General features: G+C 71.3%; 15 protein-coding genes. 9 read left to right on the top strand and 6 right to left on the bottom strand.

Annotated elements, in window-relative coordinates:
- Positions 1-155 precede the first annotated feature (155 nt).
- From ACIBBD_RS14685 to ACIBBD_RS14700, 4 genes are all read left to right on the top strand, one after another.
- Entirely contained in the window at positions 156-1565 is a 1410-nt protein-coding gene (locus ACIBBD_RS14685) for an MFS transporter (protein ID WP_399419736.1), read from the top strand.
- 71 nt (positions 1566-1636) lie between these two features.
- Positions 1637-2257, top strand: coding sequence for a VOC family protein (locus ACIBBD_RS14690; protein WP_399419737.1), 621 nt, complete (start codon positions 1637-1639; stop codon positions 2255-2257).
- Positions 2254-2508, top strand: coding sequence for a hypothetical protein (locus ACIBBD_RS14695; protein ID WP_399419738.1), 255 nt, complete (start codon positions 2254-2256; stop codon positions 2506-2508). Before ACIBBD_RS14690 ends, ACIBBD_RS14695 begins: the two co-directional genes overlap by 4 nt.
- The gene (locus tag ACIBBD_RS14700; protein WP_399419739.1) at positions 2505-3743 is read left to right on the top strand and encodes an FAD-dependent monooxygenase; all 1239 of its coding nucleotides are present in this window, start codon (positions 2505-2507) and stop codon (positions 3741-3743) included. Before ACIBBD_RS14695 ends, ACIBBD_RS14700 begins: the two co-directional genes overlap by 4 nt.
- Positions 3744-3946: 203 nt before the next feature.
- On the opposite strand, the gene ACIBBD_RS14705 is transcribed toward ACIBBD_RS14700, so the two are convergent.
- The 5 genes from ACIBBD_RS14705 to ACIBBD_RS14725 form a co-directional block, all read right to left on the bottom strand.
- The gene (locus ACIBBD_RS14705; RefSeq protein ID WP_399419740.1) at positions 3947-4816 is read right to left on the bottom strand and encodes a LysR family transcriptional regulator; all 870 of its coding nucleotides are present in this window, start codon (positions 4814-4816) and stop codon (positions 3947-3949) included.
- Between the two features lie 439 nt (positions 4817-5255).
- A complete protein-coding gene (locus ACIBBD_RS14710) occupies positions 5256-5588 on the bottom strand; it encodes a hypothetical protein (RefSeq protein ID WP_399419741.1) in 333 nt (110 codons plus the stop codon).
- 18 nt (positions 5589-5606) lie between these two features.
- Positions 5607-6020 (bottom strand): SRPBCC family protein, encoded by a 414-nt coding sequence (locus tag ACIBBD_RS14715; RefSeq protein ID WP_399419742.1) that lies wholly within the window; start codon positions 6018-6020, stop codon positions 5607-5609.
- Positions 6021-6390: 370 nt separating this feature from the next.
- Positions 6391-7920: a helix-turn-helix domain-containing protein gene (locus ACIBBD_RS14720; RefSeq protein ID WP_399419743.1), complete on the bottom strand. Its 1530-nt coding sequence runs from the start codon at positions 7918-7920 to the stop codon at positions 6391-6393.
- A gap of 64 nt (positions 7921-7984) precedes the next feature.
- Positions 7985-8185, bottom strand: a complete 201-nt coding sequence (locus ACIBBD_RS14725) for a DUF4236 domain-containing protein (RefSeq protein WP_399419744.1) — start codon at positions 8183-8185, stop codon at positions 7985-7987.
- A gap of 485 nt (positions 8186-8670) precedes the next feature.
- Between ACIBBD_RS14725 and ACIBBD_RS14730 the strand changes: the two genes are divergently transcribed.
- From ACIBBD_RS14730 to ACIBBD_RS14740, 3 genes are all read left to right on the top strand, one after another.
- Positions 8671-11466, top strand: a complete 2796-nt coding sequence (locus ACIBBD_RS14730) for an aconitate hydratase (RefSeq protein ID WP_399419745.1) — start codon at positions 8671-8673, stop codon at positions 11464-11466.
- Positions 11467-11956: 490 nt separating this feature from the next.
- Entirely contained in the window at positions 11957-13354 is a 1398-nt protein-coding gene (locus ACIBBD_RS14735) for a sensor histidine kinase (RefSeq protein ID WP_399419820.1), read from the top strand.
- A gap of 316 nt (positions 13355-13670) precedes the next feature.
- A complete protein-coding gene (locus ACIBBD_RS14740; RefSeq protein ID WP_399419746.1) occupies positions 13671-14747 on the top strand; it encodes a lytic polysaccharide monooxygenase in 1077 nt (358 codons plus the stop codon).
- Positions 14748-15070: 323 nt separating this feature from the next.
- On the opposite strand, the gene ACIBBD_RS14745 is transcribed toward ACIBBD_RS14740, so the two are convergent.
- Complete coding sequence (locus tag ACIBBD_RS14745) at positions 15071-16072, bottom strand: acetylxylan esterase (protein ID WP_399419747.1); 1002 nt, start codon at positions 16070-16072, stop codon at positions 15071-15073.
- Positions 16073-16352: 280 nt separating this feature from the next.
- Here ACIBBD_RS14745 and ACIBBD_RS14750 point away from each other — a divergent pair, with 280 nt between their 5' ends.
- Both ACIBBD_RS14750 and ACIBBD_RS14755 read left to right on the top strand, forming a co-directional pair.
- The gene (locus tag ACIBBD_RS14750) at positions 16353-17342 is read left to right on the top strand and encodes an ABC transporter permease (protein WP_399419748.1); all 990 of its coding nucleotides are present in this window, start codon (positions 16353-16355) and stop codon (positions 17340-17342) included.
- Positions 17336-18217 carry a carbohydrate ABC transporter permease gene (locus ACIBBD_RS14755; RefSeq protein WP_399419749.1) on the top strand — a complete coding sequence of 294 codons (882 nt, stop codon included), beginning with the start codon at positions 17336-17338 and terminating at the stop codon, positions 18215-18217. Before ACIBBD_RS14750 ends, ACIBBD_RS14755 begins: the two co-directional genes overlap by 7 nt.
- Positions 18218-18223 lie beyond the last annotated feature (6 nt).

Here is an 18223-nt window from a genome sequence, read left to right on the forward strand (position 1 = left end):
CTTGCTGAACGATCGGCTGAGCCGATGTTACCCATAGGGCATTCCCGCCGTCACCAGCGGCAATTCGCCTTTCCGGTCCGCTTGAATGGTTCGTGCCGCTCCCAACTACCCCGCTCGTAGCGGCGAATTCGCGAAACTGAAACGAAGGAGAAAACATGTCGACGCAGGCGGAACCGCAACGGGCTTCCGTCGCACCGGCACGAACCGACAAGCCCTCCCGGACCTTGCTGATCGGCCTCTCGCTCGGCTACTTCATGGTCCTGCTGGACATGACGATCGTCTCGGTGGCGCTGCCCGCCATCTCCAGTGACCTCGGCGTCGGGCTCAGTGGTCTGCAGTGGGTCACCAACGGCTACACCATCACCTTCGCCGCCCTGCTGCTCACCGCCGGCTGGCTGTCCGACCGCTACGGCGGCCGCCGGATCTTCCTCTGGGGCCTGGTGACCTTCGGCGTGCTGTCCGGCGTCTCGGCCGCCGCGACGACCCTGGAGGCCCTGGTCGTGCTGCGCCTCGCGCTCGGCGTGGCCGGCGCGCTGCTGCTGCCCGCCTCCCTCGCCGTGATCACCAACGCCTACACCGATCCCGCCGACCGCGCCCGCGCCGTCGGCAACTGGGCGGCGATCACCGGTGCGGCGCTCGCGGCCGGACCCCTGGTCGGCGGCGCCCTCACCGACAGCGTCGGCTGGCGCGCCATCTTCCTCATCAACGTCCCGCTGGCGCTGGTCAGTCTCGTCATCACCGTGCGGATGGCCCCCGAGACCGCCCGCAAGCAGCGCAGCGGCCTCGACGTCACCGGCCAGCTCAGCGCCGTGATCGCGCTGGGCGCCCTGGTCTACGCGCTGATCGAGGGCCCGGACAAGGGCTGGGGCGGGGGACTGGTGGTGGGCGCCTTCGTGGTGACGGCGGTCGCGGCCGTCGTGTTCCTCGTCGCCGAGTCGAAGGCCGGGGACGCGGCGATGCTGCCGCTGCGCATGTTCCGCAGCCGGGGCTTCTCCGCCGCGCTCGGCGCCGGCCTGCTCGCCAACTTCGGCCTGTCCGGCCTGCTGTTCGTGCTGTCGCTGTACTTCCAGGAGAGCCGCGGCTACTCCTCCTTCAGCGCCGGCCTGGCGTTCCTGCCGCTGACCCTGCCCACCGCCTTCAACCCCATCTACACCGGCCGCCTGGTCGGCCGGATCGGCCCGCGCCGCCCCGCGACCACCGGTTTCGTCCTCATGGGGCTCGGCGCGCTGCTCCAGGCGCCGTTCACCGACGACTCCGCGCTCGCGCTGACGGCCACCGTGGTCGGTCTGCTGGCCTTCGGCTTCGGTGTCTCCTTCGCCCTGCCCGCGCTGGTCGCCGGCATGGCGAGCTCCGTTCCGACCGAGCTGGCCGGCATCGGCGCCGGCGCGCTCAACTCCGCCCGCCAGGTCGGCGCCTCCCTCGGTGTCGCCGTCCTCGGCGTGATCCTCAACCTGTCCGCGACCAACGCCGACGGCACCCGCTGGGCGCTGGTCGTCGGCGGCGTGACCCTGCTGCTCGGAGCGCTGATCGCCGGCACGGGGCTGCGGGGGCGTTCCCCGAACTGACCCCCGCCGACCCCGTCGACGTGCGGCGCCCCGCCGTCCTGCCCGTGGAGTTCCCCATCCCAGGAGGAGCATTGGCAACCGCATCACCGTCCGCCCGTCCCCGGGCCGGCCTGCCCGGCCTGCGCGTCGACGGGGTCGACCACCTGGCCTTCGTCACCTGGAAGCCGCGCGCGACCGTCGAGTTCTACACCCAGGCCCTCGGCATGCCCCTGCTGCACGCGATCACCGCGACCGGCTGGGTCACCGAGGACTACCCGGACTTCGTCCACTTCTTCTTCGACATGGGCGCGGGCAACCGCATCGCGTTCTTCTACTACTTCGGCCTGCCGGAGGAGGACGCCCCCAGCGACCTCATGCACCGCTCCCGGCACCTCGCCTTCCACGTCGACACCGAGGAGGAACTGCACGCCTGGCGCGACCGCCTCAAGGCGCACGGCGTGCGCGTCACCCGCCCCCTGGCCCACGAGCTCATCGAGTCGATCTACTTCGACGACCCCAACGGCATCCAGCTGGAGATCACCCGCCCGCTGCGCGAGATGTCCGGCATCGACGCCCGGGACGCGGAACTGACGGTCCGCGCCCTCGCCGACGTGGCGGAGTCCCCGCGGCCCACGGTCGAGGCGCTGTGGCAGCGCAAGGCGGAACTCATCCGGAAGGAAATCGTCCGCAAGGACACGGAGGTGGAGGGGTGAGCCTGACCCTGTACGTCCTCGACGTGCCGGAGTTCGAACCCGTGGTCCACACCGCACAGGCCGCCGGCATGGCCGTCCGGCACACCGGCGACTACGTCGAACTCAGCACCGGCGAAGACGAGATCGTGCTGCGCCGCGACCCCGACGTGATCCGTACGGCGCTCTGGCACGCCGCCCTCACCGGCGGCCTCGACGGCCGCATCGTCTCCTTCACCTCCGACACGCTCCACCTCGCCAAGGAGGCGGCATGAGCGCACAGCCCCGTCCCGGTACGACGTCCCGCCACCCGGTCCTGGTGGCGGGCGCCGGCCCGGCCGGCCTGAGCGCCGCCCTGGCCCTGCGCGCGGCCGGCCTGCCCGCGGTCGTCCTGGAACGCCGTACGGAGGACTCGGTACGGCCCGGCAGCCGCGCCGCCTACCTGCACGGCGCCTCACTGCGCGAGCTGGAGCGGCTCAGCCCCGGCCTCGGGCACGAGATCGCCGGCCGTGGCCTGATGTGGGCGACCAAGCGGTCGTACTGGGCCGGCAAGGAGGTCTACACCCGCACCTACCCGCCGTCGGCGCGCGACGGACTGCCGCCCTTCACCAGCCTGCCGCAGGTGATCACCGAGGACCTGATGGCCACCGCCTGCCGCAAGGCCGGGGTGGAGTTCCGCTTCGGCGTGGAGGTGGCGTCCGCCGAGTCCACGCCCGACGGGGTGCGGCTCACGGACGCCGCGGGCGGTGAGTGGCTCGCGGACTACGTGATCGCGGCCGACGGGTCGCGCTCGGTCCTGCGGTCCGCGATCGGCAGCCCGCTGGAGGGGCCGCGCTCGCAGAACACCTTCGTGGTGGTCGACCTCGAGGACGACCCCGACCACCCGATGCCGATCGAGCGGGTCTTCCACTACCGGCATCCCCGGGTCGGCGGCCGCAACGTGCTGACCGTGCCCTTCGCGGGCGGCTGGCGGGTCGACCTCAACCTGCTGCTCCACGACGACCCCGAGCGGTACGTCTCCCCGGAGGGCCTGCGCCGCTGGATCCCCAGGGTCCTGCCGGAGGCGTACGGGGAGCGGGTGACGTGGGTGTCGACCTACCGGTTCGCCCAGCAGGTGGCCGCCCGGTTCACCGACGCCCACCACCGGGTGCTGCTCACCGGCGAGGCCTCCCACCTGTTCGCGCCGTTCGGGGCCCGCGGCATGAACTCCAGCATCCCCGACGCCGTGCGGGCGGTGGACGCGGTGGTCGAGGCCCTGGAGCGCAAAGGCGCGGGCGCCGGCGCGGCGGTCGCGCGGTTCGCCGAGGAGCGCAAGGAGGCGGCGGCCTACAACCGGGCGTGCGCCAGCGCGGCGCTGGAGCACATGCTGGCGCACCGGCCCTCGCTCTGGCTGCGCCAGCGGGCCGCGGCCGCCGTGGCCACCGCCGGGCTCAGGGCGGGCGCGTGGCTGGACTCCGCCCCCTACGGCCCCAAGCTGGCGGCGCGCGGCGCCGCCCGGAGTTCCTACTGACCCGCCTCCCCCGGGACGGCCTCCGACGGCGGCGCCCACCACCGGTACCTCCCCCGGCCGGTGTCCGGGCGCGGCCGTCGGAGGCCCCGCCGTCGTGGCGGGCGCGGCTGTCGGATGCCCCGCCGTCGCGGACGGCGGTGTGCCGTCGGGCGCGGTGGGTGGCCGTGCGGGAGGCCGGGGCGCCCGGTTCGCGTGGGGACCGGTCAGGGCGGGGAGAGCGGGGCGCCCTCGAGGACGGCGCGGGCCGCGGCACGGGCGGCGTCGACGACGGACGGGTGCACCGTGGGCGAGAAGGCCAGGTAGACCGGCAGGGGCGCGGGTGCCGGGCCCAGCGCTCCCGGCGGGGCGGGCCGCAGTTCGGGATGGGTGTCGTGGGCGGTCTCGTCCAGCGCGGTGTAGGCCAGACCCGCCTGTACGGCCGCCCGGACCGCCAGCGGGTCCGAGCTCCACACCGCGGAGCGCCAGGCGATCCCGTGCTCGGCGAGCGTCTCGACGATCCGGATGCTCAGTGCCGAGCGGTCGCCGGTGAGCGCGATGGGAACGCGTTCGCCCGGACCGACCGGGACGTGTCCGAACCAGCCGAGGCGCAGCCGCCCGAGCATGTCGCAGCGCGGCGTCTCCGTGCCCAGCAGCAGGGCCGCCTCCAGTTCGCCGGCGGCGACCTGGTCGGCGAGTGCGGCGCTGACGCCGGTGACCGTGGAACACCGCACATGCGGCCGTTCGAGGGCCAGCTGGGTGAGCATGGTGCGTAATCCGTCGGCGAAGTGGATCGAACAGCCCATGCTGAATGATTCCTGGCTGCGGATGGCCGACACTTTGTTGAGCACTTCGTTGTTGAGAAGGATCACCCGGCGGGCGTGCGCCACGAGTTCGCGGCCGGCCGGGGTGAGCAGTAAGGGACGTTTGGTGCGCTGGAACAACGGCGCTTGAATGATGCTTTCCAGCCGCTGAATCTGCTGGCTCACGGTCGGCTGTGTCACGTGCAGCGACTGCGCGGCGCGGGAGAAACCGTCCTCGTTGACGACGGCCAGGAGGGTGCGCAGCAGTTTCACTTCGATGTCACGCTGCAACACGGCCTCACACCCGCTCGGCGAATGGCGGGAAACCGGGCGGCGGAACGTTTCTGAGCGCACGGCGACAGCACATGGAACCCCCCGTAGTTCACGTTTTTCGACAGCGATATGTCGAATTAGTGATACCTGATCGCTGGCTTGTGCGACGAGAGGACGTTCGCGAGGAATGGCCGAAAATGCCCGGCTTGTCCTCGAAACTTTACCCGCTTTTCGAACTCCGGCGGGCCGGGGTGAGGGGCCCGAAATTTACCCATCCGCATGCCGGTCGAAACGCCCATATTCGCCGATGCATTCCGGCCTTCCTGCGGGCATCGCGGCTTCTCCGCATTCCGCTGGCGCGTTATCGCGTTCCCCCGTCCGGCGAGGACGTGCGCGCGGCGTGAACGTGTCGCGTCCGCTCGGTCGTGGTCGGGTCCGCTCGCGCCACCCGGAACGCCGGTCACTTCGGGGAGGGGCCGGTGCGCCTGTCTCCCGGACGCCCTCGGTGCCGCCGTGGGCGCATGTCACGATCACGGCGTCCGGCGACCGCGGCGCAGCGCGGGCACTGACGCCGCACCCGGTCCGCCGCGCCGCCGGACTCCGGGAAGGTGTCCGGCCAGCCGACGTGCGGGAAGCGGACCAGTTCGGAGCGGCTGAGGGACAGTCCGCAGACGGTCTCGTTCCGGCCCGGCGTCCAGGCGTGCACCTCACCGGCCGGAAGGCGACGCCGGCCCTCCTCCTCGTCGGTCCACTGCCCGGACGCCGCGACGGCGTACCGCTTGACGCGTGCCATGGCGTGCCCGGCCCGCGGTCAGCCGCCCTCGTGGCCGACGCGCAGCCGCACCCGCTCCTCCAGGCGCTGGAGACTGGTGTCCAAGGCGTCGCGGACGGCCTTCTCGCCGGGATCGTGGCTGTCGTCGAAGAACGACAGGTGCACCGTCACCTCACTGACGTCGCCACCGAGGCCGGCGACCTGGAGCCATCCCGTGTAGCCGCCCTGGTCTCGGGTGCCCCATTCGAGCCGCATCTGCTCGCGCCGGGCACGCAGCAGAGCGGAGGTGTCCTCGTCGGTGCGGTCCTCGTGCACGGTGACGGCAGGCAGGTCTCCGGCCTCCACGTGCAGGGCTTCCGGCAGCCAGGTGTCCAGTTGGCCGACGTCCGCGGCCTGGTCGAAGACGTGCTCGGGCTGTGCGGACATCGTGCGTGAACGTTCGTACTCGGTCATCGCGGTACCGGCCTCGCCTCGGGGTCGTGCCGTGCCCCGCGTTCCCGGCCTGCCCAGGCCTAACCCTGTGAACGCGCGCCGTCGGCCGGCACGCGCTCACGCTGCCGGAGGCAGGTCGCCGACCTGCGGCCGCCCTACGGGCGGAGAAGTGCCGGGCGTCCATTGAACCGGCCCCGGGACGAGCCACGGCCCGTGGCGAGCGACTCAGCGGCGCGCACGCGGCAGCGCCGCCGACGCGGTCCTCGCACAGCCCGGACGGCGGGCCGAAGCCTGGTCGGGCCCCACGTCCCGGAGAAGTGCGAGAGGCGCCGCCGCCCCTGTCCGACGCGCATTCATGCGGGCCGGACACGGGGGCGGCGGCACCCGCCGGTCAGATGTCCCGGAAGATCTCGATCTGCGCCCCGATCGAGTTCAGCCGCTCCGCCAGGTCCTCGTAGCCCCGGTTGATGACGTACACGTTGCGCAGCACGGACGTGCCCTCCGCCGCCATCATCGCCAGCAGGACGACGACCGCGGGGCGCAGGGCCGGCGGGCACATCATCTCGGCGGCGCGCCAGCGCGTCGGGCCCTCCACCAACACCCGGTGCGGGTCCAGGAGTTGGAGTCGTCCGCCGAGACGGTTGAGGTCCGTGAGGTAGATCGCGCGGTTGTCGTAGACCCAGTCGTGGATCAGGGTCTTGCCCTGGGCGACCGCCGCGATGGCCGCGAAGAAGGGCACGTTGTCGATGTTCAGGCCGGGGAAAGGCATCGGGTGGATCTTGTCGATCGGCGCCTCCAGCTTGGAGGGCCGCACGGTCAGGTCCACCAGCCGCGTACGGCCGTTGTCGGCGACGTACTCGGGTGTGCGGTCGTGGTCGAGGCCCATCTCCTCCAGCACGGCCAGCTCGATCTCCAGGAACTCGATCGGCACCCGGCGCACCGTCAGCTCCGACTCCGTGACGACGGCGGCGGCGAGCAGGCTCATCGCCTCGACCGGGTCCTCGGAGGGGGAGTAGTCGACGTCGACGTCGATGTGCGGCACACCGTGCACGGTGAGCGTGGTGGTGCCGATGCCCTCGACCTTGACGCCGAGCGCCTCCAGGAAGAAGCACAGGTCCTGGACCATGTAGTTGGAGGAGGCGTTGCGGATGACCGTGACGCCGTCGTGGCGGGCGGCGGCCAGCAGCGCGTTCTCGGTGACCGTGTCGCCGCGCTCGGTCAGGACGATCGGGCGGTCCGGGCGGACGGAGCGGTCGACGACGGCGTGGTACTGCCCCTCCGTCGCGGCGATGTCCAGCCCGAACCGGCGCAGCGCGATCATGTGCGGCTCGATGGTCCGCGTCCCGAGGTCGCAGCCGCCGGCGTACGGCAGCTTGAAGTGGTCCATGCGGTGCAGCAGCGGGCCGAAGAACATGATGATGGACCGCGTGCGGACGGCGGCCTCGGCGTCGATCGAGCCCATGTCCAGCTCGGCCGGCGGCACGAGCTCCAGGTCGACACCGCCGTTGACCCACCGCGTCCGGACGCCGATCGAGTTCAGCACCTCCAGGAGGCGGTAGACCTCCTCGATGCGGGCGACCCGGCGCAGCACCGTGCGCCCCTGGTTGAGCAGCGAGGCGCACAGCAGGGCCACGCACGCGTTCTTGCTCGTCTTGACGTCGATGGAGCCGGACAGCCGCCGACCGCCCACGACCCGCAGATGCATCGGCCCCGCGTAACCCAGCGAGACGATCTCACTGTCCAGCGCCTCACCGATCCGAGCGATCATCTCAAGGCTGATGTTCTGGTTGCCGCGCTCGATGCGGTTGACGGCACTCTGGCTGGTTCCGAGCGCCTCGGCCAGCTGCGCCTGTGTCCAGCCCCGGTGCTGCCGGGCGTCACGGATGAGCCTGCCGATGCGTACGAGGTAGTCGTCTGCCATGGGGTTGAGGTTATCTCAGATATGAGATGGCACCTCTCGGGGGGGCCGTTCGGGTGACGTTCCGTCAACGACGTTTGGCGGTACGGGTACGACGCCACCCGAAAGGTCCGGGCAAATCAACCGATGTCGTACGGCGTCCGGTGCTGCTGTGCGTGTGGCGCGGGCCGTGGCTGCCGCCTCCGGTGGTGATGGACCAGGAGCGCCGGTTGATGTTCAGGCGCACGCCGGGCAGGATCCGGAAGCTCTTGCGGAAGGTGAGGGGCATCGGGCCTCCTTCGTCGGTCGGCTGGTGCTCGGGGAATGTCCCGTCCGCACTCGTCTACCCCGGCTCGGCCGCCCCATGGCCGTGTCCCGGTCCGGCGCGGCCTCAACCGCTCCCCGGTGTGAGGGCCTTGACCCGTCCGGCGTCCCGTGCGGCGGTCCCGGTGGCGCGGCGGCCGGCTTCCCGGCGTGCGGGCCTCGCCTCCTTGGTGTCGGTGTGTGGCCGCCCCTGCGGCGCGGCGACGCGGCGTCCCGCCGACTGCCGCCGGAGGCCCTCCCGCCGCGGTTCCAGGGGTGCCGCGGGCGGCCCGGGCATGACCAACCAGCCCCCATGTACTAGAGTTATCTCGACATCGAGATATCTGCCGAGGCGCACCGCAGCCACCACTCCAGTAAGGGTGACCTAACTTAGCCTTACCTTAGCGGATCGGCCAAGCTCGCGTGGCGGCAGGATGCGGTGGTACGCGCACATCAATGAAGGAGACTGTCGTGTCGGCGAACAGCTTCGACGCCCGCAGCACGCTGCAGGTGGGCGACGAGTCGTACGAGATCTTCCGGCTGGACAAGGTGGAGGGCTCGGCCCGGCTGCCGTACAGCCTCAAGGTCCTGCTGGAGAACCTGCTCCGCACGGAGGACGGCGCGAACATCACCGCCGACCACATCCGCGCCCTCGGCAACTGGGACTCGCAGGCCCAGCCCAGCCAGGAGATCCAGTTCACGCCGGCCCGCGTGATCATGCAGGACTTCACCGGCGTTCCCTGTGTCGTCGACCTCGCCACCATGCGTGAGGCCGTCAAGGAGCTCGGCGGAGACCCGGCGAAGATCAACCCGCTGGCCCCGGCCGAGCTGGTCATCGACCACTCCGTCATCGCCGACAAGTTCGGCACCAACGACGCCTTCGCCCAGAACGTCGAGCTGGAGTACGGCCGCAACAAGGAGCGCTACCAGTTCCTGCGCTGGGGCCAGACCGCGTTCGACGAGTTCAAGGTCGTACCCCCCGGCACCGGCATCGTCCACCAGGTGAACATCGAGCACCTGGCCCGGACCGTGATGGTCCGCAACGGCCAGGCGTACCCCGACACCCTCGTCGGCACCGACTCGCACACCACCATGGTCAACGGTCTCGGCGTCCTCGGCTGGGGCGTCGGCGGCATCGAGGCCGAGGCCGCGATGCTCGGCCAGCCGGTCTCGATGCTCATCCCGCGCGTCGTCGGCTTCAAGCTGACCGGTGAGCTGAAGCCCGGCACCACCGCCACCGACCTGGTGCTGACCATCACCGAGATGCTGCGCAAGCACGGTGTCGTCGGCAAGTTCGTCGAGTTCTACGGCGAGGGCGTGGCCGCCACCTCCCTCGCCAACCGCGCCACCATCGGCAACATGTCGCCGGAGTTCGGCTCCACCGCCGCGATCTTCCCGATCGACGACGAGACCATCAAGTACCTGAAGCTCACCGGCCGCTCCGAGCAGCAGCTCGCGCTCGTCGAGGCGTACGCCAAGGAGCAGGGTCTCTGGCTGGACCCGAAGGCCGAGCCGGACTTCTCCGAGAAGCTCGAGCTGGACCTGTCGACGGTCGTCCCGTCCATCGCCGGCCCGAAGCGCCCGCAGGACCGCATCGTCCTGGCCGAGGCCGCCCAGCAGTTCGCCAAGGACGTCCTCAACTACGTCGAGGTCCCGACCGTGCAGGCCGGCACCGCCGCCTCCCCGGTGGACGAGGCGAGCGACGAGTCCTTCCCGGCCTCCGACGCCCCGGCCTACGGCCACCAGGAGAACGGCGCGGGCGCCCCGCAGCACGCCGAGGGCACCGGTGCCGCCGTCCCGTCCAACCCGGTCACCGTCACCGCCCCCGACGGCTCGACGTACGAGATCGACCACGGTGCCGTGACGGTCGCCGCCATCACCTCCTGCACCAACACCTCCAACCCGTACGTCATGGTCGCCGCCGCGCTCGTCGCGAAGAAGGCCGTGGAGAAGGGCCTGACCCGCAAGCCGTGGGTCAAGACCACCCTCGCCCCGGGTTCGAAGGTCGTCACCGACTACTTCGACAAGGCGGGCCTCACCCCGTACCTCGACAAGGTCGGCTTCAACCTCGTCGGCTACGGCTGCACCACCTGCATCGGCAACTCCGGCCCGCTGCCGGAGGAGGTCTCCAAGGCCGTCAACGACCACGACCTCGCGGTCACCTCGGTCCTCTCCGGCAACCGGAACTTCGAGGGCCGGATCAACCCCGACGTCAAGATGAACTACCTGGCCTCCCCGCCGCTGGTCGTCGCGTACGCCCTCGCCGGCTCCATGAAGGTGGACATCACCAAGGACGCCCTGGGTGCCGACCAGGACGGCAACCCGGTCTACCTGAAGGACATCTGGCCCTCCGAGGCCGAGGTCAACGACGTCGTGGCGAACGCCATCGGCGAGGACATGTTCAACAAGTCCTACTCCGACGTCTTCGCGGGCGACGCCCAGTGGCAGGCGCTGCCGATCCCGACCGGCAACACCTTCGAGTGGGACCCGCAGTCGACGTACGTCCGCAAGCCCCCGTACTTCGAGGGCATGACGATGGAGACCACCCCGGTCTCCGACATCACGGGCGCCCGCGTCCTCGCCAAGCTGGGCGACTCGGTCACCACCGACCACATCTCCCCGGCCGGCGCCATCAAGGCCGACACCCCGGCCGGCAAGTACCTCACCGAGCACGGTGTGGAGCGTCGTGACTTCAACTCCTACGGCTCCCGCCGAGGCAACCACGAGGTCATGATCCGCGGTACGTTCGCCAACATCCGCCTGCGCAACCAGATCGCGCCGGGCACCGAGGGCGGCTACACCCGCGACTTCACGCAGGACGGCGGCCCCGTCTCCTTCATCTACGACGCCTCCCGCAACTACATCGAGCAGGGCATCCCGCTCGTCGTGCTCGCGGGCAAGGAGTACGGCTCCGGCTCGTCCCGTGACTGGGCGGCCAAGGGCACGGCCCTCCTCGGCGTCAAGGCCGTCATCGCCGAGTCGTACGAGCGCATCCACCGCTCGAACCTCATCGGCATGGGCGTGCTGCCGCTCCAGTTCCCGGAGGGCCAGTCCGCCGCGTCCCTCGGCCTGACCGGCGAGGAGACGTTCTCCATCTCCGGCGTCACCGAGCTGAACGAGGGCACCACGCCCCGCACGGTCAAGGTGACCACCGACACGGGTGTCGAGTTCGACGCGGTCGTCCGCATCGACACCCCCGGTGAGGCCGACTACTACCGCAACGGCGGCATCATGCAGTACGTGCTGCGCAACCTGATCCGCAAGTAAGCGGTCAGGCGGGCGGCCCGGCAGGGCAGTCGAGGGCCGCATCCCCGGTGACGGGGGTGCGGCCCTCCGCCGTGCCCGGCCCGGGCCCCGGGGGGTGCCCGGTCCGGGTGCCCATGGCCGTGCTCGGTCCGCGCCCCCGTGGCCGCGCTCGTTCACGTCCCTTCGCCGTGTTCGTCCCAGGTCATGACCCACCCTCAGGTGGATCACAGAGTCCCCCCAGCCGACCGGGACAGAATCGGGACATGACTGCCCCCAGGTCCCGAACCGGTCGTGTCCGCGTGTTCGTCGCCGACGACCGGACCACGCTCACCGACGTGCCCCGCGAGGTGGGGCGGGGGGCCGCGATCCGCCCGGGGGAGGGCGGGAGATGAGCCCGCGCGTGCCGAAGCGGTCAGGCGTGCCGGATGGACGGGCCCGTCCGCGCGGCGGCTCCCTGCGCACCCGCCTGCTGCTCTTCGTCGGCGCCGCCCTCGTCGCCGTCTGCGCGGCGATGGCCCTCACCACCGTCCTCGTCCAGCGCGCCTACCTGCTGGGCGACCTCGACGAGCGCGTCACCGACGCCGCCCACCGCAGCCTGGGCGGCGCCTCGCTCCACCCGGGCCTGACCTTCCTCGACGACGGTGTCCATCCCGCCGGCCTGCTCGCCGCCCGACTCGGTACGGACGGCACGATCCTCGCGGCGGCGGCGACGGCCGGCCCGGACGCCCCGCCGCGGAACCTGACGGACGCCCAGACCGCGGCCCTCTCCGGCCTCGGAACCGACGGCGCCCTGCACACCCGTACGGTCCCCGGCCTGGGCACGTACCGCGTCACCGTGCTCGACGGCGACGGCGTCCGCGTCCTGACCGGCCTGCCGATGGACGACGTCCAGGACATGATCGGCACGATGATGGCGGCCGAGACGGCGGTCGCGGCGGCCGGCCTGACGGTCGCCGGCGGCGCCTGCGCCCTGGTGGTACGACGACAGCTGCGCCCCCTCGCCCGGGTCGCCGCCACCGCGGCGGAGGTCTCCCGGGCACCCCTGGGCCACGGCGAGGTCACCGTTCTCCCGCGCGTCCCCGAGCGCGACACCGACCCGGACAGCGAGACCGGCCAGGTCGGCGCCGCCCTCAACCGCGTGATCGACCACGTCGAGTCCTCGCTCACCGCCCGCCGGCACGGCGAGGAACGCATGCGCCGCTTCCTCGCCGACGCCAGCCACGAACTGCGCACCCCGCTCGCCTCCATCGCCGGATACGCGGAACTGATGAACCGCGGCACGGACGTGATCGAGCCACGGCTCGCCTGGCGGCGGGTCTGCGCCGAATCGGCCCGGATGACGCGCCTGGTCGAGGACCTGCTCCTGCTGGCCCGCCTGGACGAGGGCCGCCCGCCGCACTCCGCCGCGGTCGACCTGGCGGCCCTGGTCGCGCAGGCCGTCCGGGACGCGCGCACCGCCGACGACGGTCACGACTGGCGGCTGGACCTGCGCCCGGACGCCCCGCCGCTGGTACTCGGCGACGCCGCCCGCCTGCGCCAGGTGGTGGCCCACCTGCTGACCAACGCGCGGGTGCACACGCCCGCGGGCACGAGGGTGACCGCGGTGGTGGAGACACGGGCCGGCCTGTGCGCCCTCCGCGTCCGGGACGACGGCCCCGGCATCCCACCCGCCCTCCTCCCGACGGTCTTCGAACGCTTCACCCGCGCCGACACCTCCCGCGCCCGCACCTCGTCGGACTCGGGCTCGGGCCTCGGCCTGGCCGTCGCCGCCGCGGTCACCACGGCCCACGGCGGCCGTGTCGAGGTACGCAGCGAACCGGGCCGCACGGAGTTCACGGTCGAGCTGCCGCTCCTGACGGAGACGGGAGCGGACGCGGGAAGGCGGGTCTCCCGGGCATCGGTGGGGTGAGCTCCGGGCCCGGGCTGCCCCCGGGAGCCCGCCGTGAGTCTTCGAGCGACTCGCCCGTGCCCCCCAGCGACTCGCCCGTGCTTCCCCAGCAGACCGTACCGAGCCCGTTTACAAGTGCTCCGCGCGGCGCTATCTTCCGCCACAGGTGGGGTGGGAGCGCTCCCATACCGGTGGACCGGAACCCGCCCCGGGAACGCTCCCGCTTCACGCGGACTCATCGCCCGCCCCACCCCGCCTTCCGCGCCACCCGCACTCCTTCTCGCACCGCCCGCACCCCTTACCCGCACGGTCCGTACACGGAAGGACGGATCCCGCCATGCGATCTGTCATGATCATGGCAAAAACAGGAACAGGGTTACGCACCAAGGCCCTCCTCCTCGTCCTCGTCTCCCTCCTCGCAGCCGTCCCCGCCCTCGGCCTGATCGTCACGACCGGCGGCAGGGCCGAGGCCCACGGCACACCCATGAAGCCCGGCAGCCGCACCTTCCTGTGCTGGCAGGACGGTCTGACCGACACCGGCGAGATCAAGCCCGTCAACCCGGCCTGCAAGAACGCCCAGCAGGTCAGCGGGACCACGCCGTTCTACAACTGGTTCTCGGTGCTGCGCTCCGACGGCGCCGGCCGCACCCGCGGCTTCGTGCCCGACGGGCAGCTGTGCAGCGGCGGCAACACCAACTTCACCGGCTTCGACGCCCCCCGCAACGACTGGCCGCTCACCCACCTCACCTCGGGCGCGACGGTCGACTTCTCCTACAACGCCTGGGCCGCGCACCCGGGTTGGTTCTACGTCTACATCACGAAGGACGGCTTCGACCCCACCCGGACCCTCACCTGGAACGACATCGAGGACCAGCCCTTCCTCTCCGTCGACCACCCGCCGCTCAACGGCAGCCCGGGCACGGTCGAGGCCGACTACTCCTGGGCCGGCAAGCTCCCCGCCGGCAAGTCGGGGCGCCACATCATCTACATGGTCTGGCAGCGCTCCGACAGCCAGGAGACCTTCTACTCCTGCTCCGACGTCGTCTTCGACGGCGGCAACGGCGAGGTGACCGGCATCCACGAGCCGGGCAACCCGACCGAGCCCGTCCCCGGCACCTGCACGGCCACCCGGAAGACGACCGGCAGCTGGAACGGCGGCTACCAGTCCGAGGTGACCGTCACCAACTCCGGTGACGTGCCGATGCTCGGCTGGATGGTCGACTGGACCCTGCCCGCCGGCCAGAAGGTCGACAGCCTGTGGAGCGGCAACGCCACCTACAACGGACAGGCGGTGATGGTCCACAACGCCAACTGGAACGGCTCGCTGAGTCCGGGCCGGAGCGCGACGTTCGGATACGTCGTCTCCGGTTCCGGCGGCGACAGCACCACGAGCCTTCCCTGCCGGGTCGGCTGACCGACGGCCGTCCCGGGCGGACCCGGCGGGCGGAGCGCCACACGCCCGCCGGGTCCGCGAGCCGGCCGGCGCGGCGTCCCGGGCCCGGCGGCGGCTCCGGAAGCCGGGGTTCGCTGTCGCGGGACCTGAGTCGCCCGTCCCGGGGTCCCGGGTCCGCTGTACCGGGGCCCCGAGTCCGCCGTCCCGGATCCCTGAGCCCCCGTCCCGCGCAGGGCGCGTCCCGGAGCCGCGCGGAGGGCGTCCGGCGCCGGCGGCTCACCGTCGCGGGCGTCGAGGGGCTCGACGGACGTGAGCCGCCCCCCTCCTTCCCCGCACCCGAACCCTCATCCGTCCCCCAGGCCCTCCCACACCGTCCGCAACCAGCCGAGTTGCCTCCTCACCTGCTCCCCCTCGCCCCCCTCGTGCCCGTTGTACGGATACGCGTGCATCTCCTTCCGCACGCCCCCGCCCCTGGACTCCCCGTACCGGTTGAACGCCGCGTACGCCCCGCTCGGCGGGCAGACCGTGTCCCGCAACCCGGTGCCGAAGTGGGCCGGGGCGTGGGCGCGGCGGGCGAAGGAGACGCCCTCGACGTAGGAGAGGGTGCGGTAGGCGGCCTGTTCGGTGCCGCGGTGGACCGAGAGGTACGTGGCGATCTCGCCGTAGGGGCCCGCGTCGGTGAGTTCCAGGGCGCGGCGGATGCCGCACAGCAGCGGGGCCGTGATCAGGGCCGCGGCCAGGTCGGGCACCAGGCCCGCGACGGCGAGCGCGAGTCCGCCGCCCTGGCTGTTGCCCACGACGGCGGTGCGCGCCGCGTCCACGCCCGGTAGCGCGCGGACCGCGGTCACGGCGCGCACCGCGTCCGTGATCAGCCGGCGGTAGTGGTAGGCGTGCGGGGCGAGCAGACCGCGGACGGCCGGGCCGGGGCCGCCGGGGACGGTGGCGTGCGGGTCGGGGGTGGCGCCGCCGTCGCCGTACTGGTCGCCCTGGCCCCGGTTGTCCATCAGCAGGTGTGCGTAGCCGGCGTTCACCCAGGTCAGCCGTTCGTGCGGGAACCCTCGGCCGCGGCCGTAGCCGATGTACTCGACGACCGCCGGGAGGGGCTCGCGCGCTCCCGCGGGGAGGCTGAACCAGGCCCGGACCGGGTCGCCCGCGAAGCCCCGGAAGGTGACGTCCCAGGTCTTCGTCAGGCGCAGACCGCTCTCGACGGGGCGGACCGACACCAGGGGCTCCTGCTGTCCGGCCGCCTCCAGGGTGTCCCGCCAGAACACGTCGAAGTCGGCGGGCTCGTCGGGGTCGGGGCGGTGGCGTTCCAGCTCCGGCAGCGGCAGGTCGAACGCGGGCACGGACGTCACCTCGCAGGTCGGGGGGCGATCGATCGTTGCGCACGCACTTCGGAAACTTGCGGAGGACGGTAGCACTCAACGCTTCGGTCCTACCCCGCTCTTCGTCGGTTTCAACGCCTGTCCTGTCCCATCAGTCCGCCGTGCAGCACCCATTGACAGCGCTTTCCGTGTGCCCTTACGTTGCCGCAGAGTTACCGGTAAGGGCACGAAAGTTTCGAGGCGCGCCACACGGGAGCGTCTTGAGATCGAGCGTTTCACAGACGCCCCGGGAGGCCCGAGCATGAGCACCTCCACCACGTCGGCCCCGCCACCAGGCACCCAGGAACCACCGCCGAAGACCCGGCACGGCCCCGCGCGCCCGCCCGCGCGCCCCGGCTGGCGGCGGGCGCTGCGCCGCGACTGGCAGCTCTACTCGCTGGCCGTGCTGCCGTTGCTGTTCTTCGTGGTCTTCCGCTATCTGCCGATGATCGGCAACGTGATCGCCTTCCGGCGCTTCGAGCCGGGCGGTTCGATCTTCGGCGAGCAGTGGGTGGGGCTGCGCTATGTGCGCATGTTCCTCACCGACCCCACCTTCTGGCAGGTCTTCCGCAACACCCTGTGGCTCGGGGGACTCACGCTGGTCTTCTGCTTCCCCATCCCGATCGTCCTGGCGCTGCTGCTCAACGAGGTGCGCAGGCGCTCGCTCAAACGGTTCGTGCAGTCGGTGTCGTACCTGCCGCACTTCCTGTCGATCGTGATCGTCGCGGGGATCACGATGCAGATGCTCGCCACCGACGGGCCGGTCAACCACATCCTGGGCTGGGTCGGCCACGATCCGATCCGTTTCGTCCAGGAACCCGAGTGGTTCCGCACGATCTACGTCGGCTCGGAGATCTGGCAGACCGCGGGCTGGGGCACCATCCTCTACCTCGCCGCGCTCACCACCATCGACGAGGAGCTCTACGAGGCCGCGCGCATCGACGGCGCCAACCGCTGGCAGCAGATCCGGCACGTGACGCTGCCCGGCATCCGTCCCACCATGATCACGTTGCTGATCCTCAACATCGGCACCTTCATGGCGGTCGGCTTCGAGAAGGTCCTGCTGCTGTACAACCCGCTGACGTATCCGACCGCCGATGTGATCTCCACCTACCTGTACCGCACGGGCGTCGAGTCCAACAGCTTCAGCTACGCCGCCGCCATCGGCCTGTTCGAGGCGATCATCGGGCTGGTCCTGATCACGTCCGCCAACCAGCTCTCCCGTCGCACGGTGGGGACCAGCCTGTGGTGAGCGTCGACCGGCCCACGCGCGGCTACCGCGTCTTCCAGGGGATCAACGGGGTGATCCTCACCCTGGTCGTGGTCGTGACCCTGTACCCCTTCGTCAACATCATCGCCCGCTCGTTCAGCGGGGAGCGGCAGATCCGCGCCGGTGACGTCACGTTGTGGCCCAAGGGGTTCAACCTCACCACGTACGAGATCGTGGTCCAGGACTCGATGTTCTGGCGGAACTACGGCAACACCGTGCTCTACACGGTCGTGGCCACCGTCGTCGCGATGGTCCTGACGACGTGTTACGCCTACGTCCTGTCGAAGAAGCACCTCCGGGGCCGCGGCTTCCTGGTCGGCGTCGCCGTCTTCACCATGTTCTTCACCGGCGGTCTCATCCCGAACTACGTCCTGATCACCAGCCTCGGCCTGAAGAACAGCGTCTGGGCGATCGCGCTCCCGAACGCCGTCAGCGTCTTCAACCTCCTGGTGATGAAGGCGTTCTTCGAGAGCCTGCCGGCCGACCTGGAGGAGGCCGCGCAGATCGACGGCCTGAACACCTACGGCGTCCTGCTGCGCATCGTGCTGCCGCTGTCCAAGGCGGTCGTCGCGACGATGGTGCTCTTCTACTCGGTGGCCTTCTGGAACTCCTGGTTCAGCGCCTTCCTCTACATGGACAGGTCGGAGCTGATGCCGGCCACCGTCTATCTGCGCAACCTCATCTCCGGCGCCACCACCGGCGGCAACGCCGGCGCGGCCGACGCGCAGCTCAGCCAGGTCGGGGCGAACATCCAGGCCGTCACGATCGTGCTGACCTCGCTGCCCATCCTCTGTGTGTACCCGTTCGTGCAGCGCTACTTCGTCTCCGGCGTGATGCTCGGCGCGGTCAAGGGCTGACCGCCG

It is taken from the genome of Streptomyces sp. NPDC051315 (assembly GCF_044455165.1).
GTDB lineage: Bacteria > Actinomycetota > Actinomycetes > Streptomycetales > Streptomycetaceae > Streptomyces.